Annotated in this window: 22 protein-coding genes and 1 tRNA gene; 8 read left to right on the plus strand and 15 right to left on the minus strand. The window is 62.9% G+C overall.

All coding sequences use genetic code 11. From position 1 onward, the window contains the following. Positions 1–214: 214 nt before the first annotated feature. The 4 genes from METAC_RS25585 to folE all read right to left on the minus strand — a co-directional run bounded on the left by METAC_RS25585 (position 215) and on the right by folE (position 3,084). A complete protein-coding gene (locus tag METAC_RS25585) occupies positions 215–529 on the minus strand; it encodes an MliC family protein (protein ID WP_245257400.1) in 315 nt (104 codons plus the stop codon). Between the two features lie 134 nt (positions 530–663). Continuing rightward, positions 664–1,500 carry a lytic murein transglycosylase gene (locus METAC_RS0101850; protein ID WP_245257401.1) on the minus strand — a complete coding sequence of 279 codons (837 nt, stop codon included), beginning with the start codon at positions 1,498–1,500 and terminating at the stop codon, positions 664–666. Positions 1,501–1,849: 349 nt separating this feature from the next. Further along, complete coding sequence (gene hisI / locus METAC_RS0101860; RefSeq protein WP_026605729.1) at positions 1,850–2,251, minus strand: phosphoribosyl-AMP cyclohydrolase; 402 nt, start codon at positions 2,249–2,251, stop codon at positions 1,850–1,852. 194 nt (positions 2,252–2,445) lie between these two features. Then, positions 2,446–3,084, minus strand: a complete 639-nt coding sequence (gene folE, locus METAC_RS0101865) for a GTP cyclohydrolase I FolE (RefSeq protein ID WP_026605730.1) — start codon at positions 3,082–3,084, stop codon at positions 2,446–2,448. Between the two features lie 181 nt (positions 3,085–3,265). Between folE and METAC_RS0101870 the strand changes: the two genes are divergently transcribed. Continuing rightward, positions 3,266–3,712 (plus strand): iron-sulfur cluster assembly scaffold protein, encoded by a 447-nt coding sequence (locus METAC_RS0101870; protein ID WP_026605731.1) that lies wholly within the window; start codon positions 3,266–3,268, stop codon positions 3,710–3,712. Between the two features lie 55 nt (positions 3,713–3,767). On the opposite strand, the gene METAC_RS0101875 is transcribed toward METAC_RS0101870, so the two are convergent. Beyond that, on the minus strand, positions 3,768–4,589 hold the full coding sequence (locus METAC_RS0101875; protein WP_026605732.1) for a MipA/OmpV family protein: 822 nt from the start codon (positions 4,587–4,589) through the stop codon (positions 3,768–3,770). A 119-nt stretch (positions 4,590–4,708) separates the two neighbouring features. On the opposite strand from METAC_RS0101875, the gene yidD reads away from it, so the two are divergent. Beyond that, positions 4,709–5,008 carry a membrane protein insertion efficiency factor YidD gene (gene yidD / locus METAC_RS0101880; RefSeq protein WP_026605733.1) on the plus strand — a complete coding sequence of 100 codons (300 nt, stop codon included), beginning with the start codon at positions 4,709–4,711 and terminating at the stop codon, positions 5,006–5,008. 5 nt (positions 5,009–5,013) lie between these two features. Here the strand turns inward: yidD and METAC_RS21895 are convergent, their stop codons facing one another. Then, positions 5,014–5,919 carry a TrmH family RNA methyltransferase gene (locus METAC_RS21895; RefSeq protein ID WP_036255209.1) on the minus strand — a complete coding sequence of 302 codons (906 nt, stop codon included), beginning with the start codon at positions 5,917–5,919 and terminating at the stop codon, positions 5,014–5,016. Between the two features lie 285 nt (positions 5,920–6,204). Between METAC_RS21895 and METAC_RS0101895 the strand changes: the two genes are divergently transcribed. The 3 genes from METAC_RS0101895 (at position 6,205) to ptsN (ending at position 7,939) form a co-directional block, all read left to right on the plus strand. Beyond that, a tRNA-Tyr gene (locus METAC_RS0101895) sits at positions 6,205–6,289 on the plus strand. A gap of 434 nt (positions 6,290–6,723) precedes the next feature. Further along, on the plus strand, positions 6,724–7,362 hold the full coding sequence (gene hpf, locus METAC_RS0101905) for a ribosome hibernation-promoting factor, HPF/YfiA family (RefSeq protein WP_026605734.1): 639 nt from the start codon (positions 6,724–6,726) through the stop codon (positions 7,360–7,362). A gap of 112 nt (positions 7,363–7,474) precedes the next feature. Then, positions 7,475–7,939 (plus strand): PTS IIA-like nitrogen regulatory protein PtsN, encoded by a 465-nt coding sequence (gene ptsN, locus METAC_RS0101910; RefSeq protein WP_026605735.1) that lies wholly within the window; start codon positions 7,475–7,477, stop codon positions 7,937–7,939. 33 nt (positions 7,940–7,972) lie between these two features. On the opposite strand, the gene METAC_RS0101915 is transcribed toward ptsN, so the two are convergent. Continuing rightward, complete coding sequence (locus METAC_RS0101915; RefSeq protein WP_245257402.1) at positions 7,973–8,971, minus strand: glucokinase; 999 nt, start codon at positions 8,969–8,971, stop codon at positions 7,973–7,975. A gap of 206 nt (positions 8,972–9,177) precedes the next feature. Between METAC_RS0101915 and METAC_RS0101920 the strand changes: the two genes are divergently transcribed. Further along, positions 9,178–10,794, plus strand: a complete 1,617-nt coding sequence (locus tag METAC_RS0101920) for a fumarate hydratase (RefSeq protein ID WP_026605737.1) — start codon at positions 9,178–9,180, stop codon at positions 10,792–10,794. Positions 10,795–10,928: 134 nt separating this feature from the next. On the opposite strand, the gene METAC_RS21900 is transcribed toward METAC_RS0101920, so the two are convergent. The 6 genes from METAC_RS21900 to METAC_RS0101955 form a co-directional block, all read right to left on the minus strand. Beyond that, complete coding sequence (locus METAC_RS21900; RefSeq protein WP_245257403.1) at positions 10,929–12,362, minus strand: L,D-transpeptidase family protein; 1,434 nt, start codon at positions 12,360–12,362, stop codon at positions 10,929–10,931. 171 nt (positions 12,363–12,533) lie between these two features. Next, on the minus strand, positions 12,534–13,487 hold the full coding sequence (locus METAC_RS0101930) for an acetyl-CoA carboxylase carboxyltransferase subunit alpha (protein WP_026605738.1): 954 nt from the start codon (positions 13,485–13,487) through the stop codon (positions 12,534–12,536). A gap of 135 nt (positions 13,488–13,622) precedes the next feature. Beyond that, positions 13,623–16,931, minus strand: coding sequence for an efflux RND transporter permease subunit (locus METAC_RS21905; RefSeq protein ID WP_051335305.1), 3,309 nt, complete (start codon positions 16,929–16,931; stop codon positions 13,623–13,625). Next, positions 16,928–20,044, minus strand: coding sequence for an MdtB/MuxB family multidrug efflux RND transporter permease subunit (locus tag METAC_RS0101945; protein WP_026605739.1), 3,117 nt, complete (start codon positions 20,042–20,044; stop codon positions 16,928–16,930). The genes METAC_RS21905 and METAC_RS0101945 overlap by 4 nt, the downstream gene beginning before the upstream one ends. Before the next feature lie 109 nt (positions 20,045–20,153). After that, positions 20,154–21,512, minus strand: a complete 1,359-nt coding sequence (locus tag METAC_RS21910) for an efflux RND transporter periplasmic adaptor subunit (RefSeq protein ID WP_051335306.1) — start codon at positions 21,510–21,512, stop codon at positions 20,154–20,156. Between the two features lie 265 nt (positions 21,513–21,777). After that, entirely contained in the window at positions 21,778–23,256 is a 1,479-nt protein-coding gene (locus METAC_RS0101955; RefSeq protein ID WP_026605740.1) for an efflux transporter outer membrane subunit, read from the minus strand. 332 nt (positions 23,257–23,588) lie between these two features. Here METAC_RS0101955 and METAC_RS21915 point away from each other — a divergent pair, with 332 nt between their 5' ends. Beyond that, positions 23,589–24,500: a protein-methionine-sulfoxide reductase heme-binding subunit MsrQ gene (locus METAC_RS21915; protein ID WP_036255210.1), complete on the plus strand. Its 912-nt coding sequence runs from the start codon at positions 23,589–23,591 to the stop codon at positions 24,498–24,500. Between the two features lie 121 nt (positions 24,501–24,621). Here the strand turns inward: METAC_RS21915 and METAC_RS25590 are convergent, their stop codons facing one another. Both METAC_RS25590 and METAC_RS0101980 read right to left on the minus strand, forming a co-directional pair. Further along, entirely contained in the window at positions 24,622–24,861 is a 240-nt protein-coding gene (locus METAC_RS25590) for a hypothetical protein (RefSeq protein ID WP_084143885.1), read from the minus strand. Positions 24,862–25,328: 467 nt separating this feature from the next. Next, the gene (locus METAC_RS0101980) at positions 25,329–26,261 is read right to left on the minus strand and encodes a ribose-phosphate pyrophosphokinase (protein WP_026605742.1); all 933 of its coding nucleotides are present in this window, start codon (positions 26,259–26,261) and stop codon (positions 25,329–25,331) included. A 189-nt stretch (positions 26,262–26,450) separates the two neighbouring features. On the opposite strand from METAC_RS0101980, the gene METAC_RS0101985 reads away from it, so the two are divergent. Next, complete coding sequence (locus METAC_RS0101985) at positions 26,451–26,957, plus strand: hypothetical protein (protein ID WP_036255215.1); 507 nt, start codon at positions 26,451–26,453, stop codon at positions 26,955–26,957. The last annotated feature ends 9 nt before the right edge of the window (positions 26,958–26,966 follow it).

Raw genomic sequence — 26,966 nt, forward strand, 5'->3', positions numbered from 1 at the left:
GGTTCTCGGCCCCAATGCGCAGATCGGCGGGGGAGCGCCGCGGGCGCATCGGCATCGGCATCAGCATTTGATTCCCGATCCGGTGTTCCGCAAAGCCTCGGCCCCGATGCGCTCGGCAATCCGACGCCCTCGCACCGCCATAGGCATCAGCATCTTCTGCGGACGCCCTATTGGCGGCAATATCATCAATGGCGGTAAAGCATCGGGCTCGACGTCATTTTGTGACGCAGGTTTCGCTTTTGCCGCCGCGGGTCAGCGTCGCGCTCTTGCCCTTGATCCAGAATTCGGTTCCGCCGTCGGCGTAGCGGCCGCCATCCGCCGATAGGACCTGCGGGAGAGTAAGCGAGCGGCTCGATCCGCTGAAGGTCAAAACGACGTGACCGTCCGGCGCGCCTGGGGCAGAGAATTGCGCGGTCAGCTCGGCGCCGCCGCTGCAATCATATTGCGCTTCAGTGGCGCAAGCCGCGCCGGCGGTCGCTCCAAATACGATTGCCGCAGCAAGCTTTGTCCAATTCGAGAGTGACGCCACGGTGTTTGATCCCCAGCTTGTCGTTCATATTCGCGTCGGGCCGGCCAAAATTTGGCGCTGCTACGGGCATTAGCGTCTTTCGGCTACGCCCCATTGATGACATCTTCAAGCGCAGCAGAACGCCGCCGCGCACCCTATTGGTCGCCGGCGAGCCGCGAGGCGTAATAGGCGATGGTGCGGGCGTAGACGTCGGCCTTGTTCCATTCCTTGATGACGGCGAAATTGGGCTCGCCCGGATTCCAACCCGCGCCGCGCTGCCAGCCATAGCCTTTGAGATAATTGGCGGTGGAGGCGAGCACGTCGGGGACATTATGGATGAGATCGCGTCCGCCGCCGAAATCCACCGCATATTTGAGATAGGACGAAGGCATGAACTGGGTCTGGCCGAGCTCGCCCGCCCAGGCCCCGCGCATCTGGCCCGGCGTCAAATCGCCGCGCTGGATCAAGCGTAGCGCGTCGAGAAGCTCGGCCTGGAATCTCTCCGTGCGCCGGCAATCATAGGCGAGCGTCGCCAGCGCGGGGAGGGTGGGCGTATCGCCATTCACCGCGCCGAAATCGGTCTCGAGCCCCCAAAGCGCGACGATGATCGGCGCGGGGACGCCATAGGTCTGCTCGATCCGGTCGAAGGTCGCCGCATATTTCTTGATGAGGCTTGCGCCCTTATGCAGCCGGTATGAATTGACCATGCGGCCGGAGAATTGCTCGAAGCTCTGATGAAAGACATGCTGGCCGTGATCCCTCTTGATGATCGAGGGATCATAGGCGACGCCGTCGAGCGCGCTGATGGCCGCCGGAGAGATTCCTTGCGCGGCCGCCTCCCTTTTCATGCTTGTGAGGAAGGCGTCGAAGCCCACGGGATCGCGACAGGTCGCGGCGCGAAGCGGCGAAAATGACGTCAGTCCGAGAGCCAGACCGCAAAGCATCGGAAACGAGACGCGCCGCATGAATCGCGTGAAGAATTCGGATCGCATCAGAAACCCCGCCGAAATGCCAAACAATATGTTTTTCCTCGCCGATTAGGCGCGGCGCAGCAAGCTTTCGCAAGCGGTCCGGAGGAAAATCATACGTCCTGTCGGCAGGGCTCCGCCATGGGATCGGAGCGGCCGTCTCGATCAGTAATGCGCGGCGCCGCTCGGCATGAGTTCGGCGATCAGCAACATCACGACGATGACGACCAGGAGCGCATAGGCGAGATAGACCTTTTTCAACGACGCCTCCTCCGTAAGGGGACCGGAGAAACTCCGGTTCTCCATCAAGATGGGCGCTCCCGCCCGAGATGTCGATGGTTGGTCGATCGGAGCTTTTTCGCCAGCATCCCGCCTATTCGTGGATGAGCTTCGGAGCTCCGCCGTCGAGCGCGATCTTGCGATAGAAGCAGGATCTGCGGCCCGTATGGCAGGCCCCGCCGTCGCCGCCTGGCTCGACCGTGAGCAGGATGGCGTCCTGGTCGCAATCGGTCCTGATCTCGATGACGCGCTGCGCCTGACCGGAGGTGTCTCCCTTGCGCCAGAGCTGCTGGCGCGAACGCGACCAATAATGCGCGACGCCGGTCTCGATCGTCAGCCGCAGGGCTTCGGCATTCATATAGGCGAGCATGAGAATCTCGCCGTCGCTGGCGGCTCTTGCGACGCAGACGATCAGCCCGTCGGCGTCAAAGCGGGGGGTGAAGGCGCTCCCTTCCTCGAGCTCATGTTTCGCGCCCTGCGCCGCGCTGGGATTCATGAGAAATCGAGCCTCGGTGGTACGAAAAAGGGGAATCCGGCTTCTCGCGGAAAAGCGCGTGTTCGAACGCGATCCGTTTCGCGTATTTTTGGATGTTTCCGAAAACATCGCGATCGGCAGGCCGGACGAGGGCGGCGAACCGCCTTCGTCCATGACGTTGCAGCCAAATCGAGAAGGAGGCCTCGAGTCCGGCGCTATTTGCCGTTGCGCAAAAGCGTGAGAAACCGCACCTGTTCGGCGGGATCATCGCGAAACACGCCTGTGAACTGGGTGGTGATCGTCTCAGCCCCATGCTTGCGCACGCCGCGCATCGACATGCACATATGCTCCGCCTCGATCATGACGGCGCAGCCGCGCGGCCGCAAATGCTGGTCGATCGCGCCGACGATCTGGGCCGTCAAGGCCTCCTGGGTCTGCAGGCGCTTGGCGAAGACGTCGACCAGCCGCGCGAGCTTCGACAATCCGACGACGCCCTCCTCGGATGGGTAATAGGCGATATGCGCATTGCCGAAAAAGGGCACCATGTGATGTTCGCAATGCGACGAAAAAGGAATGTCGCGCACGAGCACGATGTCGTCATAGCCATGGACTTCCTCGAACACGCGCGAGAGCACCTCGGTCGCGTCTTCCCCATAGCCGGAGAAAAACTCCTCGAACGCCTTGACCACGCGCTTCGGCGTATCGATCAGCCCCTCGCGCGCCGGATCGTCGCCGGTCCAGCGCAAGAGCACGCGGACCGCCGCTTCGGCCTCCTCGCGAGTGGGGCGCCCCGCGGGCGCGGCGTCGATTGGGGCCTGAGGACGTTCGAGCAAGGACTTAACCACGTCATCCATGTGGCGCCTCCGATGTGTTTGAATGAGCGTCCCTGGCCATTTTCCCTCTTGTGGGAGCCCCGGACGGACGGTTGTCCGGATAGGATCGGCTGGAAACATTCCAAATCTCGTTCGCCAATCCGCCGTTTCCTATATAGTATGCGCCAAGCGCAGTCACCTGAATGAAATTTCCGGCGAAGCCATGCTGACGGACATTTATAACCAAAGAATACTGGAGCTAGCAGGGAACATACCACGTCTCGGCCGGCTCGCCTCTCCCGACGCCACCGCCAAGGCTCATTCCAAGCTCTGCGGCTCGACCATCATCGTCGATCTCGTCATGGCCGATGGAAAGGTGGTGGACTTCGCCCATGACGTAAAGGCCTGCGCCCTCAGCCAGGCGGCCGCCTCGATCATGGCGCGCACGGTCATCGGCGCGACGGGGGCCGAGCTGCGCGCGCTGCGGGACCAGGTTCGCGCCATGCTGAAGGAAAACGGGCCGCCTCCCGAGGGTAAATGGTTCGAGATCGCCGTTCTCGAGCCGGTCCGCGACTTTAAGGCGCGCCATGCGTCGACTATGCTGACCTTCGACGCGACGCTCGACTGCGTCAATCAGATCGAAGCGGCGGCCCGCGCCGCGGCGGAGTGACGCTGGTTACGGCTTCGCCCTCGCGCCCTCCGCGAAGCGTGAGTTTAGGATTCGCTCAGAACCCTCCGAAATTAAAAGAATAAGCGACGATGACGCCGCCGGCGAACTCGTTCAGCGAGCCGAGCCGGTTCGGGATCGGGCTTTCAGCCGCGCTGTTCATAAGCCGATTGTAGCCGCCGAAGCCTGTCACGCTCCATGAGGGGGTGATGTCATACTTGATCGCGGCGAGCCCGCCGAAGGACTCAACGCCGCCATAGGCCTGATAGGGATAGACATTTCCGTTCGCGAAAGCTTCCGCAGGCGTGACGGAAAAATAAGCGCTCATGAATCGCGTGTTCCCGAGCTGCAGCCTGGGGCCGAGCGAAAGCGTGTAGGGGCCGATCCGCTCGATGGCGTCGATCGAGACATTTGCGTCGAGGCCGTCGTGACCATTCACGCCCTGCCGGACCTCGAGGCGCGTGCGCAAATGTTCGGAGATCCAGCCTTCGACGAAGCCGCCGAGCTCCAGCGTCCAATTGACATTGGCGAGGCCATAGAAATTGCCATTGCCATTGCTCAGGCCGCGGCGGGGAAGCACGCGGCCGACAGGTCCGGCCTTGAGCCAGCCGAGATCGAGAAGCGCTACGCCGAAACCGTCGTCGGGAGCGGAAAAGGGCGGCGGCTCGTTCGGGCCGCGCCAAGCGAGCGTCCCGGTCGGCCAGACTCGATAGGTCTTCGCTCCGGGGAAGGAGGTCAGCGCCTCGGGGCCGAGACCGATCGTGACGAGCCAGCCTCCGGCGGGGGCGGGGGCGGGAGAGGTCTCGAGATCGGCGGCGAAGCCGACGGCGGGCGCGGCCGCGAAGAGGCTCGCGAGAAGAAACTTTTTGAAATGGGTCACTGCGACGCCCTGATCTGGCTCAATCGATTGTGACGCCAGTATGGCCTGTCGCCTCGGCCGCCGCGAGTGCATATATGCAACACCTGCCCGGCATCGACGGGCGCCTTCATCGAGCCGATATGCCGCAGCCTTTTCAGTTCGGGCAAACCATCGCCCATTATGCGATTCGCGCCTATCAGCTCTCGCTTTCAGCGCTGATCGGCGCCCATTGCCGCCATTTGCCGACATGCTCCTCCTATATGGACGAGGCGATCATACGGCACGGCGTCTGGGCTGGCGGCTTCATGGGGCTTGCGCGACTCTGCCGCTGCCAACCCTGGGGAACGGCCGGCTATGATCCGGTTCCGCAAAGCCTGCCGCCCGGCGCGCATTGGCTCCGGCCCTGGTCCTACGGACGCTGGCGCGGACCGCTGCCGTGACGCGCTCAGATTCCCAAGCGGCGCAGGGTCAAGGTTAACGCCACCGCGCAAGCATTCGAGACATTCAGGCTTTTGATCGGGCCCGGCATGTCGAGCCGGGCGAGGTCGTCGCAATTTTCCTTGGTGAGCCGGCGCAGCCCCTTGCCTTCGCCTCCGAGCGCCAAGGCGACCGGCCGCCGCAAGCGAAGCTCCGCGAAATCGACCGGCGCCTCCGAATCGAGGCCGATCCGCTGATAGCCCATCTCGCCCAATTCCTGGAGCGCGCGCGACAGATTGACCACGGCGACCACGTCGACATGCTCCAGGCCGCCTGACGCCGCCTTCGCCAGCACGCCGGCCATCTCCGGCGCATGACGTTCGGTCGTCACGAGCGCATCGACGCCGAAGGCGGCCGCCGTGCGCAAAATCGCGCCGACATTATGTGGATCGGTGATCTGATCCAGCACGAGGACGACCCCGCTGCGCGAAGAGATCTCGGACAGATCAATCGGTTCGAGCGGCCGAGCTTCGAGCATCAGTCCCTGATGCGCCGCGGTCGCGCCCAAACGGTGGGTGAGATCCTCCGGCTGAACGATATGGGGGCGCAGGCCCGCGTTGGCGATTTCGCCTTCGAGCCTGTCGGCGGCGGCTTGCGTCGCATATATGTCGAGGAGCTTTCTCCGCTTGACGCGCAAAGCCTCGCGCACGGCGTGAAAGCCGAAAAGGGCGACGAGTTCCGCCGCCGGCCGCCGGAAGGACGGCGTCTGGCCTTGTTCGGGGCCTTCCGTCGGGCGCGGCGCTTTTTTCGCCGGCTGCGGCCGAGGCTTTCCCTCGCTGGCCGCCGCTGGTCTGGGGCCTCGGCCAGGCGGCGCCGCGCGGCGGGGCGACGCGCCGCCCTTTCGGCCCGAGCCTTTTGCTGCGTCCCGCGTCAATTCCCGCTCACCCTCGCCATCTCGAGCCAATACAGTCCGTTCCTGTCACGCGCGACCGGCTCGCGCAAGTGGAGGAGCGGCGAAGGCGCCCGGTGTGAGCCGTTTTGTCTCGAACTCGAGACCTTGGCTAAAGTCGGATCAAATTCAAAAACTTGCCAAGCGCGCACGTGGAAAGCGCGGGCCGCGCGCCTTTGCCGATCGCCGTCACATTGCGGAGATTTTCGGTTGACAGAGGCAGGCGCCCTTCGCATAAGCGCATGCACCAACGCCCCAACCGGGGCCTTTGGGGGAGTGTCCCGAGCGGCAAAGGGGGCGGACTGTAAATCCGCTGGCTACGCCTTCGTAGGTTCGAGTCCTACCTCCCCCACCAGCCGGCTTTTAACCAGCAGGCGAGACATTTCGGCGCGGCGGGTCCAGCCCTCGTGGGGGCTATTGCCGAAGCCGGCGGTCAGGCGCATATTGGTTTAATCGTCATTATGCATTGGCGATCATCGGTTTTCTCGCAGATGCTCAAGCGCGCTCTTTGGCGCCCCGCAAATGGCTTAGTCGAGACACGGGGACGCGGCGTTCGCATTCTTCAAGCGGCGCTCAACCCGGCGGCCTGTCGGCTCGACTTAATTTCAATGGCGAAAAATTCGAAATATTCGCAAGCACGCGAAGGCATGGGGCGTCCGGCGACGGTTCGTTTCGGGCTGCGCCGCGCGCCATTGACTTCGCCCAGGCGGGCACATAACGCTTTTGTGACGAGCATCGACGGGCGGGACGACCGACAATGTAAAACGGTCGGACAGCGGAGATTAGGCAATGACTTTGCGCGTCTCAGGCAAAAATCTGGACATTGGCGCAGCCCTTCGCGGCTATGTGCAAGCGCGAATTGACGCGACGCTGACGAAATATGGCGCGGGCCCAATCATTGGCCATGTGACGATCGAGCCGGAGGGCTCCGGATATCGCACCGACTGCACGCTGCATCTGAATTCGGGGACCACGCTCCAGGTCGACGCGAAGGCGCGCGAGCCCTACGCCAGCTTCAATCGCGCAGCAGACAAGATTGAGAAAAGGGTCAGGCGCCATAGGAAGCGGCGTTCCGATCATCATGTCTCGTCCCAGCATGAAGAAGCGCTCGCGGAGCCGGACGCGGCGTCGCCGACGGGATCAGAGGATGCCCCCTCGAACGGCGCGACGGATGGATTTTGGCGCGAGCCGCAGGTCGCTCTGGCTCGCAATACGGCGGCGGAGCCGGCGTGGCTCGGGCTCAATCCCGCGATCATCGCCGAGCCGTGCTCCGGCGTTCCCGAGATGACCGTTTCGAACGCCGTGAAGGAGTTGGACTTGACGAATGCGCCGGTCGTCGTCTTTCGTCACGCCTTCGACGGGCGGACCAATATCGTTTATCGTCGCCCCGATGGAAATATTGGTTGGATCGACCCCGACCGCCGATGACGCCGCCGGAAGCGGCCCCGAATGAGGGATGGACGCTCGCGCGATCGAGCCCATCTTTCAGCGCAAATCGCGCCCTCTCACGCACACGCCCCATAGAGGATTGCTCGAGCCGATGCTGCTGACTAGTTTGATCACGCGCGACGCGGTGCTTCCGTCGCTCAAGGCCAATGGCAAAAAGCAGGCGCTGCAAGAGCTAAGCGATCGGGCTGGGTTCGTCTCGAATCTGGCTCCGAGAGAGATTTTCGACGCCTTGCTGCAGCGCGAGCGCCTGGGGTCGACGGGGCTCGGCGAGGGGATCGCCATCCCCCACGCCAAGCTTGCGCGCGCGACCTCGATTTTCGGACTTTTCGCCAGGCTCGTCCGTCCGATCGATTTCGAGTCGATCGACGGCGCGCCAGTCGATCTCGTCTTTCTTCTCGTTGGCCCGGAATCGGCCGGCGCCGATCACCTCAAGGCGTTGGCGCGAATCGCTCGATTGTTGCGCGACAAAGCCTTGATCTCGAAGCTCCGCGCCGCACGCGATAGCGCCGCTCTTTATGCGATCTTGACGGAAGAACAGACGTCGCGCGCCGCCTAGAGACCGTCTGAGCAACGGGCAGGCTCTCCCGCGTCAGCGCCACGTGCGCCGCTCATAGTCGATCGCATAGGCCCGCGGCGCCGTCGCGATCGCAGCCATGCCGGCGAGAACGCAATCCTCAGCGGTGATCAGTCTCGCGCGGACGCCGCGCATCAGACCCGCCATGGGAGACTTGCTCTCGAAATGAGCGCGAAACTCCAGGGGGTCGAGGAAATTCGCCATTCGCGGTAGGACCCCGCCGGCAAGGGTCACGCCGCCTTCCGCGAGCAGAGCCAAGGCGAGATCGCCAGCCAATCGGGCGACGAGCGTCCAGGCGAGCCTAAGCGTGTCAGCTTCGTCGCCGGTTGGACTTCCATGGGCGGCTTCGAGCAGCATGATGTCATCGAGGTCCGGCGCGATCTCGCCTTTGACCGCGCAACGGGCGCGGTGAAGCCTCGCGAGGCCAGGACCAGAGAGAACGGTTTCGACGCTGATCCTGCCATGAGCGGAGGCGTCGAGATGAGTCCAGAGGGCGGCTTGTTCAGCTCCGGCTGGCCCGAAATCCATATGTCCGGCTTCGCTCGCAAGGGCGAAATGACGACCCTCCAGCGCGACGAGAGCCGCCGCGCCAAACCCGGTTCCGAGGCCGAGAACCAGCTGAAGGCCGGCCCTCTTCGCGAATGCAGGGCCGATCGACAGCGTCGCATCGTTTTGCAGGACTGGCAGGGAAAGGGCCAAGGCTTCGAAATCATTGAGAAGAAGCCCTTGGCTCAAGCTTGCATGTGCGGCGACGGCTTCGCCTTCGATGGTCCAGGCCGCGTTGGTGAGCTTCACGCCGCGTTCCTCGACCGGTCCGGCTGCGCAGGCGATCAGAGAGCGCGGCGGTGCGCCAAGCTGCGCCGTCACGAAGGCGAGGCAAGCTTCGAAGCTCGGGTAGGCGGCGGTTTTGAGATGCGGACCGCGGCGGAGCGGTGCGCCAGGACTTGGCGCCAGCGCGAAACGCGCGTTGGTGCCGCCGATGTCGCACAGAAGGACGGGATAGGGAAAGTTCACGCCGCTCATCTTTGCGGTTTGGAAGGTTCGTTCCACAGAGGCTGCCGCCGAGATCTAACCTTCTTCGCGCCCCCGCGCCAAGCTCCTGATTGCCTTGCCGACGCGGGCGGGCCTCAGAGGGATTGTGCTCGAGGCTCGCCTTTGGACGCGCGCTCGGATAGATCTGCGCGTCAATTCACGATTTTCGCCGCATCAAGAGCCGCAAGATGACATTTCAGTATTCCCCGCTTTTCCCGCTCGGCAAGGACGAGACGAATTATCGCAAGCTCTCCTCGGAGGGCGTAAGGGTCGAGCCCTTGGGCGGGCGTCCGTTCCTGCATGTCGCCCGTGAGGCGATGCGCACGCTCGCCGAGCAGGCGATGATCGACGTCAATCATTTGCTGCGTCCGACTCATCTCGCGCAGCTCGCGAAAATCCTCGACGATCCCGAAGCGACCTCCAATGACAAATTCGTCGCCTATGATCTCCTGAAGAATGCGAATATCGCGGCGGGCGGCGTCTTGCCCATGTGCCAGGACACGGGAACGGCGATCGTCATGGGTAAGAAGGGCCGGCTGGTCCTGACCGAGGGCGAGGATGAAAGCGCGCTCGCCGAGGGAATCAAGGACGCCTATGAGAAGAAGAATCTGCGCTATTCGCAGCTCGCGCCTCTTTCCATGTTCGAGGAGACGAACACCAAGACGAATCTCCCGGCCCAGATCGAGATCTACGCGGAAGGGGAGGAGGCCTATAAATTCCTGTTCATGGCCAAGGGCGGCGGCTCAGCCAACAAGACTTTTCTTTATCAGGCGACCCCCTCGATCCTGACGCCGGAACATCTCGTCGAGTTTCTGAAGGGAAAGATTCTCTCCCTCGGCACGGCTGCCTGTCCGCCCTATCATCTCGCGATCGTGATCGGCGGGACCTCCGCGGAACTCAATCTCAAGACGGTGAAGCTCGCCTCCGCGCATTACCTCGATGCGCTTCCGACATGCGGCGGCGCGGACGGCCACGCCTTCCGCGATCTTGCGATGGAAGACGAGATTTTCCAGCTGACTCAGGATCTGGGCGTCGGGGCCCAGTTCGGCGGCAAATATTTCTGCCATGACGTCCGCGTCGTGCGGCTGCCGCGCCACGGCGCTTCGTTGCCGATCGGGATCGGCGTGTCCTGTTCCGCGGATCGCCAGGTGCTCGGCAAGATCACGCGCGAGGGCGTATTTCTCGAGGAGCTCGAGCGCGATCCGGCGAAATATCTGCCCGACGTCGACGAGGCCGCCCTGGGCGGCGTGGTGGTCGAGATCGATCTCACGCGCCCGATGCCCGAGATCCTGCGCGAATTATCAAAGCATAAAATCAAGACGCGGCTGTCGCTCACCGGCCCGATGATCGTCGCGCGCGACCTCGCTCACGCCAAGATCAGGGAGCGGCTCGAGAAGGGCGAATCCTTGCCGGATTATTTCATGAACCATCCGGTCTATTACGCGGGGCCGGCCAAGACGCCCGAGGGCTTCGCCTCGGGCTCCTTCGGACCGACGACGGCCGGGCGCATGGATTCCTATGTTCACCAGTTTCAGGCCGCCGGCGGATCGCTGGTCATGCTCGCCAAGGGCAATCGCTCCAGCCATGTGCGCGAGGCCTGCGCGAAGCATGGCGGCTTTTATCTCGCCTCGATCGGCGGCGCGGCGGCGCGCCTCGCGCAGGACTGCATCAAGAAGGTCGAGGTCCTGGAATATCCGGAGCTTGGCATGGAGGCGATCTGGCGGATCGAGGTCGAGAAATTCCCGGCCTTTATCGTGATCGACGACAAGGGCCATGATTTCTTCAAGGAGCTGAATTTGGGGTGACGCCCCCAAGCGTGTGGGTTCGCGTCGCGAGAGGGGTCGGCGCCGCAAACCCTTCAGCGCCTGTCTTAATCCCCCTTTAAGTGGCGGCGAGATCGAGCGCGCCGCCTTCGGGCGCAGGAGCGAGCGTCAGGCGCTCAGCGCTGTTCGGCCTCGGCCACCGCGGCGAAGCGGCCATTGGGCAGAGTCCGAGCTGCGCCGGTGATCGGCTTGTCGAGCGCGGAGGAGCTAGCCGGCTTTTTGGCCGATGGCGCGCTCGGCGCCGAAAGCGAGGCCTGGGGCTTGGCCCCGCCGGAAAGAAGCTGGCTGCGCTTCGGCGGCAAGGGAACATTCGCGCCTTGCGAGGCCGCCGAATCGATGGCGGCGACGTCGGGAGTCTCCGGCTCTTCCGGCTTGGCGCCGAAGAAGCGGCTGAAGAGAGAGGGTTGCGGCTTCGTCTGATCGGCCGCGACCTCGGCCGGCTCCTCCGGCTTCGTGGCGGCGGCCTGGGTCGTCGTCGCGGCCGACGTTTTCTTGAGCGCCGCCAATTGAACGAGCGGCGAGTTCCGGCCTTTCTTGTCCTTGCCCTCGTCGAGAGCGACGTCGACCGGCCCGCGAACGAGCGCGTCGGGCCGGCTTGCATAGCTCGCAATCGACGCGAAATCTGGATGCTGGCCTCCGTCCGCGTAGACGGTGCGAATCGGCCGCACGCCTTGCGCAGCGAGTTCGGCGACCTTGGCTTCGTCGCGCTGCGCCTTGGCCACGACCGCCCCGTGCACGTCCTCGTTCCGCTTGAGCGGCGGGCAGGCGCCGGTCGGGTCGAAATGAGACCCGTCCGCGGGCGTCGCGTTGAAGACATAATGCTTGCCGCAGACCCCGACTGCGACATCTTGCTGCGTCACCTCGAAATTGTCCGACCCTTCCTTCAATTGCTTCCAGAAGCCGATATTGGGGTCGAGCCGGTATTTGGCGAGGTTTTCGGCGGTCATGCGGAAGGGATAGGACTGCATCTGAACGGCGCGCTGGCCGCCGGCGAAACCTTCCCGCACGATGGCGTAGATCTCGCCGATCTGCGGATCGGTCATCGAGAAACAGCCGGCCGAGGAGCAAATGCCGTGCACCATGATTGAGCCGCCGTCATGGCCGAGCGCCCGATCATAGGCGTTCGGATAGCCGACGTTGAACGACAGGTAATAGGCGGAGTTCGGGTTCATTTGCGCCGGCGTCACCGAATAGAAGCCTTCCGGCACCTGGCGATCGCCTTCGCGCGCCTTGGGGCCGAGCTGGCCCGACCAGCGGCACATTGGATAGGTCTTCAGAAGCGCGTAGCGTCCGTCCGCCTTCATCTTCCAGATTTCGAGCTCGGACTCTTTCTTATAGGCGCGGATGAGAACCGGCGCTTCCTTGGTCGTGCCTTTCTCCGCCATCAAGGCGACAGTCTTGGGCGGGATCGGCGCGAAGGCGCGGGGGTTGGCGGTGGCGAGGCTCGGATAATCCTCGCAGCCGGCCAGCGAAAGGGCGGCGGAGCCGAGGAAGGCGAGCGCGCCGAAGCGGCGAAGGAGGGACCGGCTTGGGTAAGAATTATGGCGCATCGGGCCTGCCCCCGTTTGACGAATATGTTCGCGGCATGCCTTTTTGGTTTACGCGCAGCATCCTTATCCAGAGGTTACCGCAGACGCGCCAAATCATGGTTCCGGCGAAACAACTTCCTCTTGGTTAAATTCGCGAGCTTGCGCGAAAGTCTCACGCCGGAATTTGTCGTTCTATGGCTTCCGTCCGATATTCAGGAACTTTTCGGTCCGCGCCGTCCTGAGCTCGTCGGGGGACATATGCTCAAATTCCTTCAAGGCCTCGGCAATCGCTTCGCCTGTCGCCGCCGCCGCCGCATCAGGGTCGCGATGGGCGCCGCCGACTGGCTCGACGATGATTCTATCAATGATCCCGAATTTGAGCAGATCTTGGGCGGTAATCTTCATATTTGTGGCGGCGTCTTCCGCGCGGGCCGAATCACGCCACAAAATCGACGCAGAAGCCTCGGGCGAGGCGACCGTGTAGATCGCGTGCTCGAGCATTAAGACGGCGTTGGAGCTCGCGATGGCGATTGCGCCGCCTGAACCGCCTTCGCCGAGAATTACGGCGACGGTCGGCACGCCGAGCGTGAGCGAAGCGTCGGTCGCGCGGGCGATGGCTTCGGCCTGGCCGCGCTCCTCGGCGTCGACGCCTGGAAAAGCGCCCGGCGTGTCGACGAGCGAGATGACCGGCAGGTTGAAGCGATCAGCGAGCTGCATCAGGCGGACTGCCTTGCGATAGCCTTCCGGCCGCGCCATGCCGAAATTGTGACGGATTCGGGCCGCTGTGTCGGACCCTTTCTCCTGGCCTATGACGCAAACGGCGCGGCCGCGGAACCAGCCGAATCCGCCGACGACGGCCGAGTCCTCGCCGAACTGGCGATCGCCGGAAAGAGGCGTGAAATCCGCGACGAAGGATTTCACGTAATCGAGGAAATGCGGCCTTTGCGGATGGCGCGCGACCTGCGTTTTTTGCCAGGGCGTGAGACTGGCGTAGAGATCCGCCAGGGCTTTTTCCGCCTTGGCTTCGAGCTTGGCGAGTTCATCGCCGATCGCCACCGCGTCGCCTTGCGCCGCGACCTGACGCAGTTCGATCACTTTCGCCTCGAGCTCGGCGACGGGTTTTTCAAAATCGAGATAGCTTCGCATCGGCGCCGAGCATGTTTCAGGAGCGCGGAAACTGGCGATTTTGGGATGCGAAGTCAAGAATTTGCGCGCCGCCCATTCAGATCGCGTTTCTTAATCGTTTCCGGGCCGCTGGCGCGGGCCCGGATCGTCTCGCCGTCAAGCGCCGCGGGCCGGCGCATCGGCCCCGTCTCCTGCGAGGCGTGGAAAGCGCCGCCGCCAGATCCTGTGCGACCAGAGTCGGAAGCGGTCGAGATAGAGATAGACGATCGGGGTCGTGTAGAGGGTCAAAATCTGGCTGACGATCAGGCCGCCGACGATCGAAATGCCGAGAGGGCGTCGGAGTTCGCCGCCGTCGCCGAAGCCGATCGCGAGGGGAATCGCCCCGAAAATCGCCGCCATGGTCGTCATCATGATCGGCCGAAACCGCAATAGGCAGGCGCGGAAGATCGCGTCGCGCGGCGAAAGACCCTCGCTGCGCTCCGCCTCGAGCGCGAAATCGATCATCATGATCGCGTTTTTCTTGACGATGCCGATGAGCAAGATCACCCCGATGAGGGCGATGATGCTGAACTCGACATTGAAGAGCAACAGAGCCAGGACGGCGCCGACGCCGGCCGAAGGGAGGGTGGAGAGAATCGTGATCGGATGGATGAAGCTCTCATAGAGAATTCCAAGGACGATATAGACGGCGACCAGGGCGGCCAGAATCAGATAAGGCTCGCTGTTGAGCGATTGCACAAAGGCTTGCGCCGCGCCTTGCGGGCTGCCGTGAATGGTCGCCGGCGCATGGATCGCCGCCATCGCCTCCTTGATCTCGCGGTGGGCGTCGCTCAACGAGGCGCCGGGGCGCAAGTTGAACGAGACGGTGCTCGCGACAAAGGGGCCTTGATGGTTGACGGAGAGGGGCGTCTTGCCTGGTTCGAAATGGGCGAAGGCGGCGAGTGGAACCATGGTCTCATGCGTCGTGCTGACGGCCGCTCCGGCGGAGGCCCCGCCCTTGCCGGTGTTCGCCAGCGCGTTGGTCGAGGCGTTGCGGGCCGAGTCGTTCGTGGCGTTCGACGCGACCCCTGTTTTGGATGAGGCGGAGCTCGACGCCGAGCCGGTCGCGACCGTCCCGGTCGGGGCGTTGCTCGTGGCCGCTCCGGTTGGGGCGCCTCCCGACGTGCTGATATAGAGGTCTTTCAGGATAGCCGGGTCCTGCCAAAAGCGCGGCGCCACCTCCATCACCACATGATATTGGTTGGTCGCCGTGTAGATGGTTGACACCTGGCGCTGGCCGAAGGCGTCATAGAGCGTGTTGTCGATCTGGCTCGTGGTGAGATGGAGCCTCGACGCCGTGTCGCGATCAATCGTCAGCTCGGTCTCGAGTCCGCCTTGTTGCTGGTCGGAGCTTACGTCGACCAGCGAGGAGCTATGCTGCAGCGCCTCAACGAGGCGCGGCGTGAAGGCGTAGAGCTCGCCGGCGTCGTCGGCCTGCAAGGTGAATTGATATTGCGCATTGCTCATGCGCCCGCCGACGCGGATATCCTGCACCGATTGCAAGAACAGGCGTCCGCCCGGAACTTGCGCCAGCCTGCGACGAAGGCGGCCGATGACCTCGTCGGCGGTTCCGCTGCGCTCGGCCTTCGGCTTTAGTGTGATGAACACGGACCCGGTGTTCGTCTCGGTCCCGCCGGTGAAGCCGACGACCGTCGCGACCGCCGGATCGCTTTGAACGATGGACTGAAGCTGTCTCAGCTTTTGCTGCATGAATTGGAATGAAATGCTCTGGTCCGCCTGAATATTGCCGATGATGCGGCCCACGTCCTGCTGCGGAAAGAAGCCTTTCGGCACGATCCAGAACAGCGCGACGTTCAGGCAGATCGTGGCGAAAAGCGCGACGAGAACGACGAGGCCATGGCGGAGCGCCCAGGCGAGCGTCCTTTCATATCCCCGCATAGCCCACGCCAGGACGCCCAAGCCGCGCCGTGTAGACGCGGCCTCGCCTCTCGGGCGGAGCAGCGTCGCGCACATCATTGGCGTCAGGGACAAGGATAGGATGAGGGAGACGAGAATGGCGAAGGACAGGGTGACCGCGAATTCGCGAAAGAGCCGGCCGAGAATGCCTCCCATCAGCAGGACGGGAAGAAAGACAGCGATCAGGGATATGCTGATCGAGAGCACGGTGAATCCGACCTCGCGCGAGCCGCGCAACGCCGCCTCGACCCGGCTCATTCCGGCCTCGAGGTGCCGGGAGATGTTTTCGACGACCACGATGGCGTCGTCAACGACAAAGCCGGTCGCGATCGTCAGTGCCATCAGCGATAGATTATTGATGCTGAAATTCGCCAGATACATCGCGCCGAACGTGCCGATGATCGAGATCGGCGCGGCGATGCTTGGAATGAGCGTGGTGCGGAAATTGCCCAAAAACACGTACACGATGACGGTGACGAGGCCGATCGCGGTGATCAATGACCATTCCGTGTCGCGCAAGGCCGCGCGAATAGTGGTGCTGCGGTCGCCGGTCAACGTGAGCTCGATGTCGCTCGGCATGGCGGCTTGAAGATGCGGCAGCTCCGCCTTCACATTATCGACCGCTTCGATGATGTTCGCGCCCGGCTGGCGAAACAAGATGACGAGAACCGCCGTCTTGCCGTTGGCGAGGCCCTCGTTGCGGAGATCCTCGACCGAATCCACGACCTCTGCGACGTCCGTGAGTCGCACCGGAGCCCCGTTGCGATAGGCGACGATGAGCGGCAGATAATCCGCCGCACGCGTCGCCTGGTCGTTGGTGTAGATCTGCAGCCGGTTATCGCCCTGGTCGATCGCGCCTTTCGGGCTATTGGCGTTGGCGGAGGCGAGCGCCGCCCGTACGTCTTCCAGGCCCACGCCATATTTGGCGAGCGCATAAGGATTGAGCTCGACGCGCACCGCCGGCAAGGCGGCTCCGCCAATGGCCGCCTGGCCGATGCCGCCGAGCTGGGAAAGCCTTTGCTGCAGGATATTGCTCGCGGCGTCATACATCTGGCCCGGCGTCGAGGTCTTCGAGGTCAGGGCGAGAATGAGGATTGGGGCGTCGGCGGGATTGAGTTTGAAGTAGGTCGGATTGCTGCGCAGGCTCGTCGGCAGGTCGGCGCGCGCCGCATTGATCGCGGCCTGCACGTCGCGCGCGGCGCCGTCAATGTTGCGATCGACGTCGAACTGCATCGTGATCCGGGTCGAGCCGAGCGTGCTTTTCGACGTCATTTCGGCGACATGGGCGATTTGGCCGAGATGCCGCTCAAGCGGGCCTGCGACGGTCGCCGCGACGGTTTCCGGATTGGCGCCGGGCAATTGCGCCTGGACCGCGATCGTCGGGAAGTCGACCTGGGGCAGAGGCGAGACGGGCAGTTTCAGGAAGGCGAGGGCGCCAGCCAACGCGATCCCGACCGCGAGCAGCGTCGTCGCGACAGGGCGCGCGATGAAGGGCGCCGAGAGATTCATTCCGCCGACTCGCCGGAGAGCCGTGCGTCCGACTGCCGGCGGCCGGACAGCCTGACGGCTAGACGATCGAAATAGAGATAGATCACCGGCGTCGTGAAGAGCGTGAGCACTTGGCTGACGACGAGGCCGCCGACGATGGCAACGCCGAGCGGATTGCGCAGCTCAGAGCCGGTGCCCGTCCCGAGCATCAGGGGCAGGGCGCCGAGGATCGCGGCCATGGTCGTCATCAGGATTGGGCGGAACCGCAAGAGGCAAGCTTGATAGATCGCCTCGCGTGGTGCCAGCCCCTCGGAGCGTTCCGCGTCGAGCGCGAAATCGATCATCATGATCGCGTTTTTCTTGACGATGCCGATCAACAAGATGATCCCGATGACCGCGATGACGTCGAGCTCGCCGCCCGAGGCCATGAGCGCGAGCAGCGCGCCGACGCCGGCCGAAGGCAGAGTCGAGAGAATCGTGATCGGATGGATGAAGCTCTCGTAGAGAACGCCGAGCACGATATACATCGTGACGATGGCGGCGATGATGAGAAAAAGCTCGTTCGTCGACGAGGCGCGAAAGGCGCCGGCGGCGCCTTGAAACGAGGTGACGAAGCTGGCCGGCAGGCCGATTTCCGTCTCGGCGCGCTCGATCGCCTCGATGGCTGCGCCGAGCGACGATCCGGGCGCGACGTTGAAGGAAATCATCGCCGCCGGAAATTGCGAGAGACGGGTGAGCAGCAAGGGCCCAGTGCGCTGCTCGACATGAACGATCGCCGTGAGCGGCACCTGTCCGTTGGTCGTGGATGAGGACGAGGGCAGGTAGAGCAGCGAGAGATTGGCCAATGTCTGTCGCGTCGCCGCATCAGCCTCCAAAATGACCCGATATTGGTTCGATTGCGTGTAGATGGTCGAGACGATGCGTTGCCCGAAAGCGTCATAAAGCGCGTTATCGACCGTCGCGGGGGTGATCCCGAACCGAGCCGCCGTCGCGCGGTCGATCACGAGATCCACGGCCAGGCCCTGTTGCTGCGCGTCGTTTGCGACATCCGTCAGCTCCGGCAGCTGCTTCAGCCGATCTGTGAGCAGAGGGGTCCAGGTTTTGAATTCGGCTGCATTGGCGTTTTGCAGAAGAAAGTTATATTGCGCGCGGCCGATATTCGAGTCGATCGTCAAATCCTGGACCGGCTGCAAGTAGAGCGAGATCCCGATGATCCCGGCGACATTCTTCTGAATGCGCCGGATGATTTCGGCCGCGCCGGCGCGTTCGTCCCGCGGCTTCAAGTTGATCAGGATGCGGCCGCTGTTGAGAGTCGTGTTGTCGCCGTCGACGCCAATGAAGGAGCTTACGTTCTCGACCGCAGGATCTTTCAGGATCGCTTCTGCGAGCTGCCGCTGCAGGCGCGACATGGCGTCGAAGGAGACGCTTTGCGAGGCCTGGGTGATGGCCTGAATCAAGCCGGTGTCTTGCGCTGGAAAGAAACCTTTCGGAATGACGACGTAAAGAGCGATCGTGAGCCCGAGCGTCGCGACCGCGACGAACAGGGTGACCGGCTGGTGTGCGAGCACATAGGAGAGGGCGCGGCCATAAAGGGCGATCGTTGCGTCGAAAGCGCGCTCGGCGGCGAGATCGAGCCGGCTGCGCGAGGCGGTCGGACGATGATGAATGAGCCTGGCGCATAGCATCGGCACGAGGGTGAGCGACACGATCGCCGAAATGATGATCGTCACCGCTAATGTGATCGCGAATTCATGGAACAGGCGTCCAATCACGTCGCCCATGAAGAGGAGCGGGATGAGAACGGCGATCAGCGAGACCGTGAGCGAGATGATGGTGAAGCCGATTTGCCTGGAGCCTTTCAGCGCCGCTTCCAAAGGCGGGTCGCCGGCCTCGACATAGCGGCTGATATTCTCGATCATCACGATCGCGTCGTCGACGACGAAACCTGTCGAGATGGTCAGCGCCATCAATGAGAGGTTGTCGAGGCTGAACCCCAGCAGATACATGGCGACCAGCGTGCCAACCAGGGAGAGCGGGACAGACAGGCTCGGAATGATCGTCGCTGGCAAATTGCGCAGGAAGACGAAGATCACCATGACCACCAGCGCGATTGCGGCGCCGAGCTCGAACTCGACGTCGGCGACCGACGCGCGGATCGTCGTCGTGCGGTCGCTGAGCACGGCGATGTCGACTGCGGCGGGCAGCCCCGCCTTGAGCATCGGCAGGAGCGTCTTGATCCGGTTGACGACCTCGATGACATTGGCGCCCGGTTGGCGCCGGACACTGAGGATGATCGCGGGGGTGGCGTTGGCCCAGGCGCCGAGCTTGACGTTCTCGGGACCCTGGGCGACGTCGGCCACATCCGACAGGCGGACCGGGGCGCCGTCGCGATAGGCGATCACGAGATTGCGATAACCTTCGACGCTCGTGATTTGGTCATTGGCGTTGATCGTCGCGGCCCGAGCGGGCCCGTCGAAATTGCCTTTGGGCGCATTGACGTTGGCGTTGGCGATGGTCGTCCTGAGATCGTCGATGTTGAGGCTATAGGCGGCGAGCGCCTGCGGCTTGAATTGGACCCGCATGGCGGGCCTTTCCCCCCCGCTGATGCTGACCAGCCCGACCCCGGCCTGCTGCGAGATTTTCTGCGCCAGACGCGTTTCGCTAATGTCCTCCAACTGGATCAAGGGCAGGGTCTTGGAGGTGATGGCGAGAGTGAGGATCGGCGCGTCCGCCGGGTTGACTTTGGCGTAGATCGGCGGCGCCGGCAGATCGCTCGGCAGAAGGTTGTTCGCGGCGTTGATCGCTGCTTGAACCTGTTGCTCGGCGACGTCGAGGCTGAGGTTCAAGGTGAATTGCAGCGTGATCACCGAGGCGCCGGCCGAGCTCGCCGAAGTCATCTGGTTAAGGCCCGGCATTTGGCCGAGCTGGCGCTCAAGCGGCGCGGTGACCGCGGAGGTCATGACTTCTGGGCTGGCCCCAGGAAGAAAGGTGCGCACCTGAATGGTGGGATAATCGACCTCCGGCAGAGCGGACAAAGGCAGGAGTCCGTAGGCGACGCCTCCGGCCAGCATGATGGCGATCATCAACAGAGTCGTCGCGACCGGGCGGCGGATGAAAAGCTCGGATGGGTTCATCGCATCGCCCTAAGGTGCTGATTCAATGGGCCAGGGCGTCGTGGACGGCCGCGGCTCCGCTGCGCGGACGCCACGGTGGAAAAATGAATCCGAAGCGACCGGCGCGGCTTCATTGGCCGCCTTGCTGACCTTTGCGGTTTCTCCGCTTGGCTGGCTCCTGGCCGGCAGGCGTCCCTTTGTCGGCATCCGCCGCTGCGGCTCCGGCATCGCCGCCTTGCGCAGAGGCTGCGGCTGGAATGTAGATTCGAGCGCCGTCGCGCAATTGATCGGCTCCATCGACAACGACGCGATCGCCGGGCGAAAGTCCCTTGAAGACGGCGACCTTATCCGCGTCGGTCGGCCCGAGCTCGATCGGACGGACGGAGACGACGTCATCCGCGCCAATGAGATAGACGAACGCGCCGGGCGCGCCGCGCTGAACGGAGGCGGTCGGAATCGTCACGACATTCTCGAGCGTCTTGACCAGCAGGCGCGCATTGACGAACTGGTTGGGGAAGAGCTTGTCGTCCAAATTATCGAATTCGGCGCGGAGCTTCACCGTTCCGGTCGTTGTGTCGATCTGATTGTCGAGCGTGACGACCTTTCCCACAGCCAACTTGTTGATATTGGCGCGGTCATAGGCCGTGACCTCGAGTTTGGTCCCGCTTTCGAGTTCGGCGATGATGGCTTGCACCTCATCCTCCGGAACGGTGAAAATGACCGAGATCGGGTGGATTTGCGTCAAAACCGCGAGCCCGGAGTCGGTCGTTTGCACATAATTGCCGGCGTCTACGAGGCGAAGGCCGACGCGGCCGTCGATCGGCGAAACGATATGGGCGTAGATCAGGTTGAGCTTCTGCGTCTCGATCTGGGCCTGGTCGGTCTTGACCGATCCTTCATATTGCTTGACGAGAAAAGCCTGATCCTCTGCCTGCTGGCGTGCGATCGACTCCTGCTTGAGCAGAGTCTGATAGCGCGACAGGTTTACGCGTGCTTGGTCGAGCAGGCCTTGATCGCGCGCGAGCTGGCCTTCGTATTGCCGTTGGGCCAGTTCGTAGGGGCGAGGATCGATCTGTGCTAGGAATTGGCCTTTCTTGACCGTTTGGCCTTCCTTGAAGGCGACCTCGGTCAATTGCCCGTTGATCTGAGTTTTCACCGTCACGGTGGCGAGCGGCGTAACCGTGCCGAGCGCATTGACGATAATCTTGATCTCGCCGAGCGACGCGGTCGCCGCGCCGATCGGCTGGGCCGCTGTATGGGAAGGAGCGTCGGTCGGCTCTTTCGGCGCCCGAAGCAGCGTTGTGATCCGGTAAACGCCGAGGCCGAGCACGACGGCGAGGCCGATGAGAAAGATCGGCCCTAAGCGAAAGCCGCGCCGGACGCCAGCCGGAGGTCGATCGGTTTCCGACTCGCGGGTCGCTGGAGCCCTGTCGCGGAGAAATAAATTCTCCGCCGTCTCATCCTCGGTTCTGTGTGGCCGGTCATCCATTTCGGCGTCCTATTCCCAAGGCGCGCCATTCGTCGAACGGGGTGCGCGACACTTCCATGCAGCGCATCGCGCGCGATCTTCGAATTTGGCGCCTCGGAATCATTATTGCGTAAACGCCTCGGCGGCACCTTCTCATTTATATAGCCGGCGCCGAAACTGCCGCAATCTCGGCATGAAATGCGACGCAATGTCGGTCGGCTCCAATCAAATTTTCGTTTGCTGCGACTGACTCTTAGGTTCGCGGCAATGCTGCGAGCGGCGGCGATTAGAGATGCGGCATGGGATTTTGCGCTTCGAGCGCATGGCTCGTTGGCAGGAGGCCGGCGTCCCATCCCCCGCCCAGCGCCTCAATCAATGAAACGCTTGAGAGATAGCGGTTCTGTCGGATCGTCAGATCGGATTCCTGGTCGCTGAGCAGAGTCGCTTGGGCGACGACGACGGCGGTGAAGGCGACTGTGCCGGCGCGATATTGGTTGAGCAGAATATCGAGTTCTTCCTGCGCGGCTTTGACTGCTTGTCCCTCCACCGTCGCCTGGCGCGCATAGATGCGCAGCGCCGCGAGATTGTCCTCGACCTGCTGAAAGGCGGTGAGCACCGTGTTTCGATATGTCGCGACGCTTTGGTCGAAGGACGCGCGCGCGGCCTCGACCTGAGAGCCTTTCAAGCCACCGTCGAAGATGGTCTGCGACGCTGCGACGCCGGCCGTCCATGTTTCATGGGCGAGACTGAGGGCGAGCGCGTGCGGCCCGGAGAAGCCGTAGGAGGCGCTGAGGCTGATGTCCGGATAGTAAAGGGCGATGGCGGCGCCGATTAGGGCGTTTTGCTGCTGCATCGTCCGTTCGGCGGCGGCGATGTCCGGACGGCGCTCGAGCAGCGTCGAGGGCAGGCTGACAGGGATGGTCGGAAGATTATTCGCCAAGGCGCCCTTGGGGATGGAAAGCTCGGCCGGCGGCCGTCCGATCAAGACCGCAATCGAGTGCTCGAATTGCGCGCGGGACACGCCGACATTGATCGCCGACGCCTCTGTATTCAGGACTTGCGCCAATGCAGTCGCGACGTCGGCTTTCGACACAGTGCCGGCGTCATATTGATGTTGCGTGATCTCGAGCGTCTTCCTGTAGGCCTTCACGGTCGTGGTGAGCAGGGTTTCCAGCGAATCGGCGGCGCGGAGGTTGAAATAGGCGGTCGCGAGAAGCGCCTGCTCGGAGAGCGTCGCATCGGCGAGATCCGCCGCCGAGGCTTGCGCGCCAGCGACGTCGCTCTCCACAGTGCGGCGAATCTTGCCCCAAACGTCGAGGTCCCAGCTCGCGTTCGACGTGAGATCGGAGGTCACGCTCGTGCTCGGCCGGCCTGTGCCGCTCAGCGCCCTGCCGAGATGGGTGTCGGTCGCGCTGTAATTCGCCGTGATGGTCGGAAACAATCCGGCCTGCGCCTCCTTGATGACCGCGCGGGCCTGACGGTAAGTCGCCTCGGAGGCGAGCACTGTCTGGTTTGAGATCTCGACCTGACGTTCGAGCGAATCGAGCAGGGGGTCCTTGAAGACAGCCCACCAAGCGCCTCGGTCGATCCCGTCGCCGGGCGCGGCGAGCTTCCAGCCTTTAAGTTCCTTATATTTAGCCGGTTCGGGCGCCGGCGGGCGTTCATAATCGGGCCCGACGGTGCAGCCGGCGGGAATGCTGGCCAAGGTCGAAACAAGCGCGAGTATGGTGACGCGGCGCAGAGGAGCCGCTTGGCGCGCGTTCATTGCTCGGTTCGAACTCCGCTCCTCGAGATGCGGGAGCGCGGCGAAGCGTGGGCGCGAATGCGCACGACGCATGGCGGCTCTGCGGATCCTTTGTGACTCGTCACAGCGGAGATGAGGGAGAATTGCGGCGAAATGACAAGATCGTCTCGATTGGAAAAGGACCGCGTCAAAAGATGGCCGCGCGGCGCGCTCATCGGCAGGTCGAGCTTTCGCCTGACTGACGGAGCCAAAGCAAGGCGGGAAGCGTCACATGTTCGTGAGGGTCACGGCTTCGTGATGGCGATTGCCGGGAAAACGCGAAACAATTCGGCGTCGAGCCGCGAACACAGATCATGACGCCATCTCCCGCCAACACGTTTCTTCTCATTCCGCCCTGGACGGATCGCGCCGGGCGGTTCTCGCCGCTGAAATTCGTTGTTTTTCTCGCCGTGCTCGCCCCGGCGGCTTGGATAGTGGTAGAGGCGCGGCACGGCTGGCTCGGCTCGCGGCCGGTCACGGAGGCCATCCATCAGTCCGGCCTTTGGGCCATTCGGCTTTTGGCGGCGACCTTGGCGGTGACGCCGTTGCGCCGCGCGTCGCGGTGGTCGAAGCTGATTTCGGTCCGGCGGATCCTCGGCGTTTCGGCATTGGCCTATGCGGCGCTGCATCTCGGCCTCTATGGCCTTGATCAGCATTTCGATCTTGTCCAAATCGGATCGGAGATCGCGCGGCGCATTTATCTCACGATCGGCTTCGCGGCTTTTTGCGGGCTTTGCGCGCTGGGCGCGACATCGACCGACGGCATGATCGCGCGCCTTGGCGGGACGGCTTGGGGCCGGCTGCAGCAATTGGTCTATCCGATCGCCATTGTCGCGACCGTGCATTTCTTCATACAGTCGAAGCTCGACGTCAGCGAGCCGATCATAATGGGCGGCCTGTTTGCGCTTCTTTTCGGATTTCGGATCGCCGACCGTCGGTTTGGAGACCTCTCGCTTTTTGGCTTGATCGGACTGGCATTCGTTTCGGCCTTGGCTACGGCCGTTGGCGAAGCGTTTTGGTACGCCGTCTCGATTCGGGCGCCGCTCGCGATCGTTCTCGCCGCAAACTTTGATTTTTCCTATGCGGTGCGTCCGTGCTGGTTTGTGCTCGGCGGCGGCGCGATCCTTTGCGCCGCGCGGCTCATGCGCCCGATCTGGGCTGTCTCCGGCGGCGGCTCGCCGGCGACGAGGCGACGTATGGCCTCGGTCCGCCCGGAAATTTCCTGACGCTTGTCGCGAAAGGCGGCGTCGCCTCGGCCTTAGGGACAAACCCCAGCGGGCGCCGTCGCCAGTTCGACGTTTTGCGTCGGTCATCGATCATGTTTTTCCGAACATGATCGAGAAGCAGTCACTGACGAGAATCGGATCGGCTCGATCCAGCATCTCGATCCAGGTCTCTCGGCAGGTTGCCATGCTTGGCGAGGTGCCGCGCGACTTTCTCCGCAGCGAGGGGATCGGCGAAACGACGTCCTTCCATTGCGTCGAAGGAGCGCGACGCAGCGAAAAAATTGAAGCTGACGTCGCGCGAGTCGCGCGCAACAATGCCGGCTGTGCGGCCGCCGACCTCGATGACATAGGCGTCGGACATGATGGATTCTTCCAAAGGACCTAAGGGTTATTGTCTACAAAGTTTATAGTAATAATATACTAGTGAGTCAACTGACAGTTTCAGCTGGAGACGACCGCCGTTCGCGTCGCGCTTGAAAAGGCTCGGCGGGCATGCAGGCGTCTCTTCCTTTCTCACTGTTAACGCGCTGGCCAGACGACTCGCGACATAAAAGCTCGACCTTGCGCCAAGCTTCCGCCTCGAGCTAGGGAGCTTGGCGCGCGGCGGCGCGGACAAAATATAGGTTCCTCGCGCCTGATTCCCAGCATGGGCTTAAGCCGATCGAGCGACTTTTCCACGACGCTCGAAAAGGAGTTCCAGATCACGATGCTTTTGGATGGAAACACCCAGGCATGTGACGTGATTGCGATCTGAAAGCGAGCGCGGGATTTGCGCGAAAGGTCGGCGGGCGTTGTTTCGCCTCTGGTTCCTGAGCGGCGCGAAACGGCTCAATCGAACAGGCTGGAAACGCTTTCTTCCTTGGCGATCCGAGCGATCGCCTCGCCGATCAAGGGCGCGATCGAGACGATGCGGATGTTTCTCGAAAGGCGGATCGCTTCGGTCGACAGGATGGTGTCGGTAATGACGAGTTCTTTCAGCTGCGAGGCGGCGATGCGCGCGACGGCGCCGCCGGAGAGCACGCCATGGGTGATATAGGCGTAAACGTCTTTTGCGCCTTGCTGCAGCAAGGCGTCGGCGGCGTTGCATAAGGTGCCGCCGGAATCGACGATGTCGTCGATCAGGATGCAGGATTTGCCCGCGACGTCGCCGATGATGTTCATCACTTCCGATTCGCCGGCTCGCTCGCGCCGCTTGTCGACAATCGCGAGCGCCGCATCGATCCGTTTCGCGAGCGCGCGCGCGCGCACGACGCCGCCGACGTCGGGCGAGACGACCATAATATTGTCGAGCGGCAATCGATCCTTGATATCGCGCACCAAGTCGCGCGCCGAAAACAAATTATCGGTAGGAATATCGAAGAAGCCTTGGATCTGCCCGGCGTGGAGATCGACCGTGAGGACGCGATCGGCCCCGGCGTGGGTGATGAGGTTGGCGACGAGCTTCGCCGAGATGGGCGTTCGCGGCCCCTGCTTTCGATCCTGCCTTGCATAGCCGAAATAGGGGAGCACCGCGGTGATTCGCCTTGCCGACGCGCGTCTCAACGCGTCGATCATGATCAACATTTCCATCAGGTGATCATTGGCCGGATAGGACGTCGACTGGACGATGAAAGTGTCCTGCCCGCGAACATTCTCCTGGATCTCGACGAAGATCTCCATGTCGGCGAAACGGCGGACCTGGCATTTGGCCAAGGGCAGGCCGAGATAGGCTGCGATGGCCTCGGTGAGAGCGCGATTGGAATTGCCCGCGAGAATCTTCATGCGTCATCCCAGTACGCTGCGCTGATTTCGGGCTACCTTTAACCGCCTCGTCTGAAGCCGACAATCATGTGACGGTAAAAATTGGTTCGCCCGAGCCCGCCTCAGCGGATTCGTCCCGACCCCGCCGGATGGCGGCGCCGGATTTGCTTGCTCTCTTGAGGAAGTCAGCCCACTCACGCGCGAGCGCCAATGCCAGAGACGAACCAGCCCATCAAGCTTCGCGTGACCAGGGATGACGTCATCGATTTCGGCGAAGTGCCGTCCGACGTGAATGAAATTTTGCAGCGCGGCGTGTCGCTTTATCGACACGACCGCAATGGCGCCGATCTCGCCTTTCGTGAAGCTCTTGCGCTGCGGCCCGACGCTTTGCCGACCTATCTCTGCCTCTACAAGATCCACACCTATCAAGGCAATCTCGACGAGGCGCTGGCGATTGCGCAAGCCGGCCTCGCCGAGGCGGCTAGGCAGGCGGGGCTCGATCCGGACTGGAGTCAATGGAAGCCGGGGGAAATTTCTCCAGACGTCAATGGACCCGGCCATTTCGGCCTTTACACGTTAAAGGCCATGGCCTTCATTCATCTGCGGCGGGACGAAGCGGCGGCCTCACAGCGCTGTCTCGACAAGATCGCGGAACTCGGAGCCATGGAAAGCGTTGGCGGAACCGTCATCGCCGCCCTGGCGGCCGGAGTCGGTTGATCCGCGCGT

It is taken from the genome of Methylocapsa acidiphila B2 (assembly GCF_000427445.1).
Lineage (GTDB): Bacteria > Pseudomonadota > Alphaproteobacteria > Rhizobiales > Beijerinckiaceae > Methylocapsa > Methylocapsa acidiphila.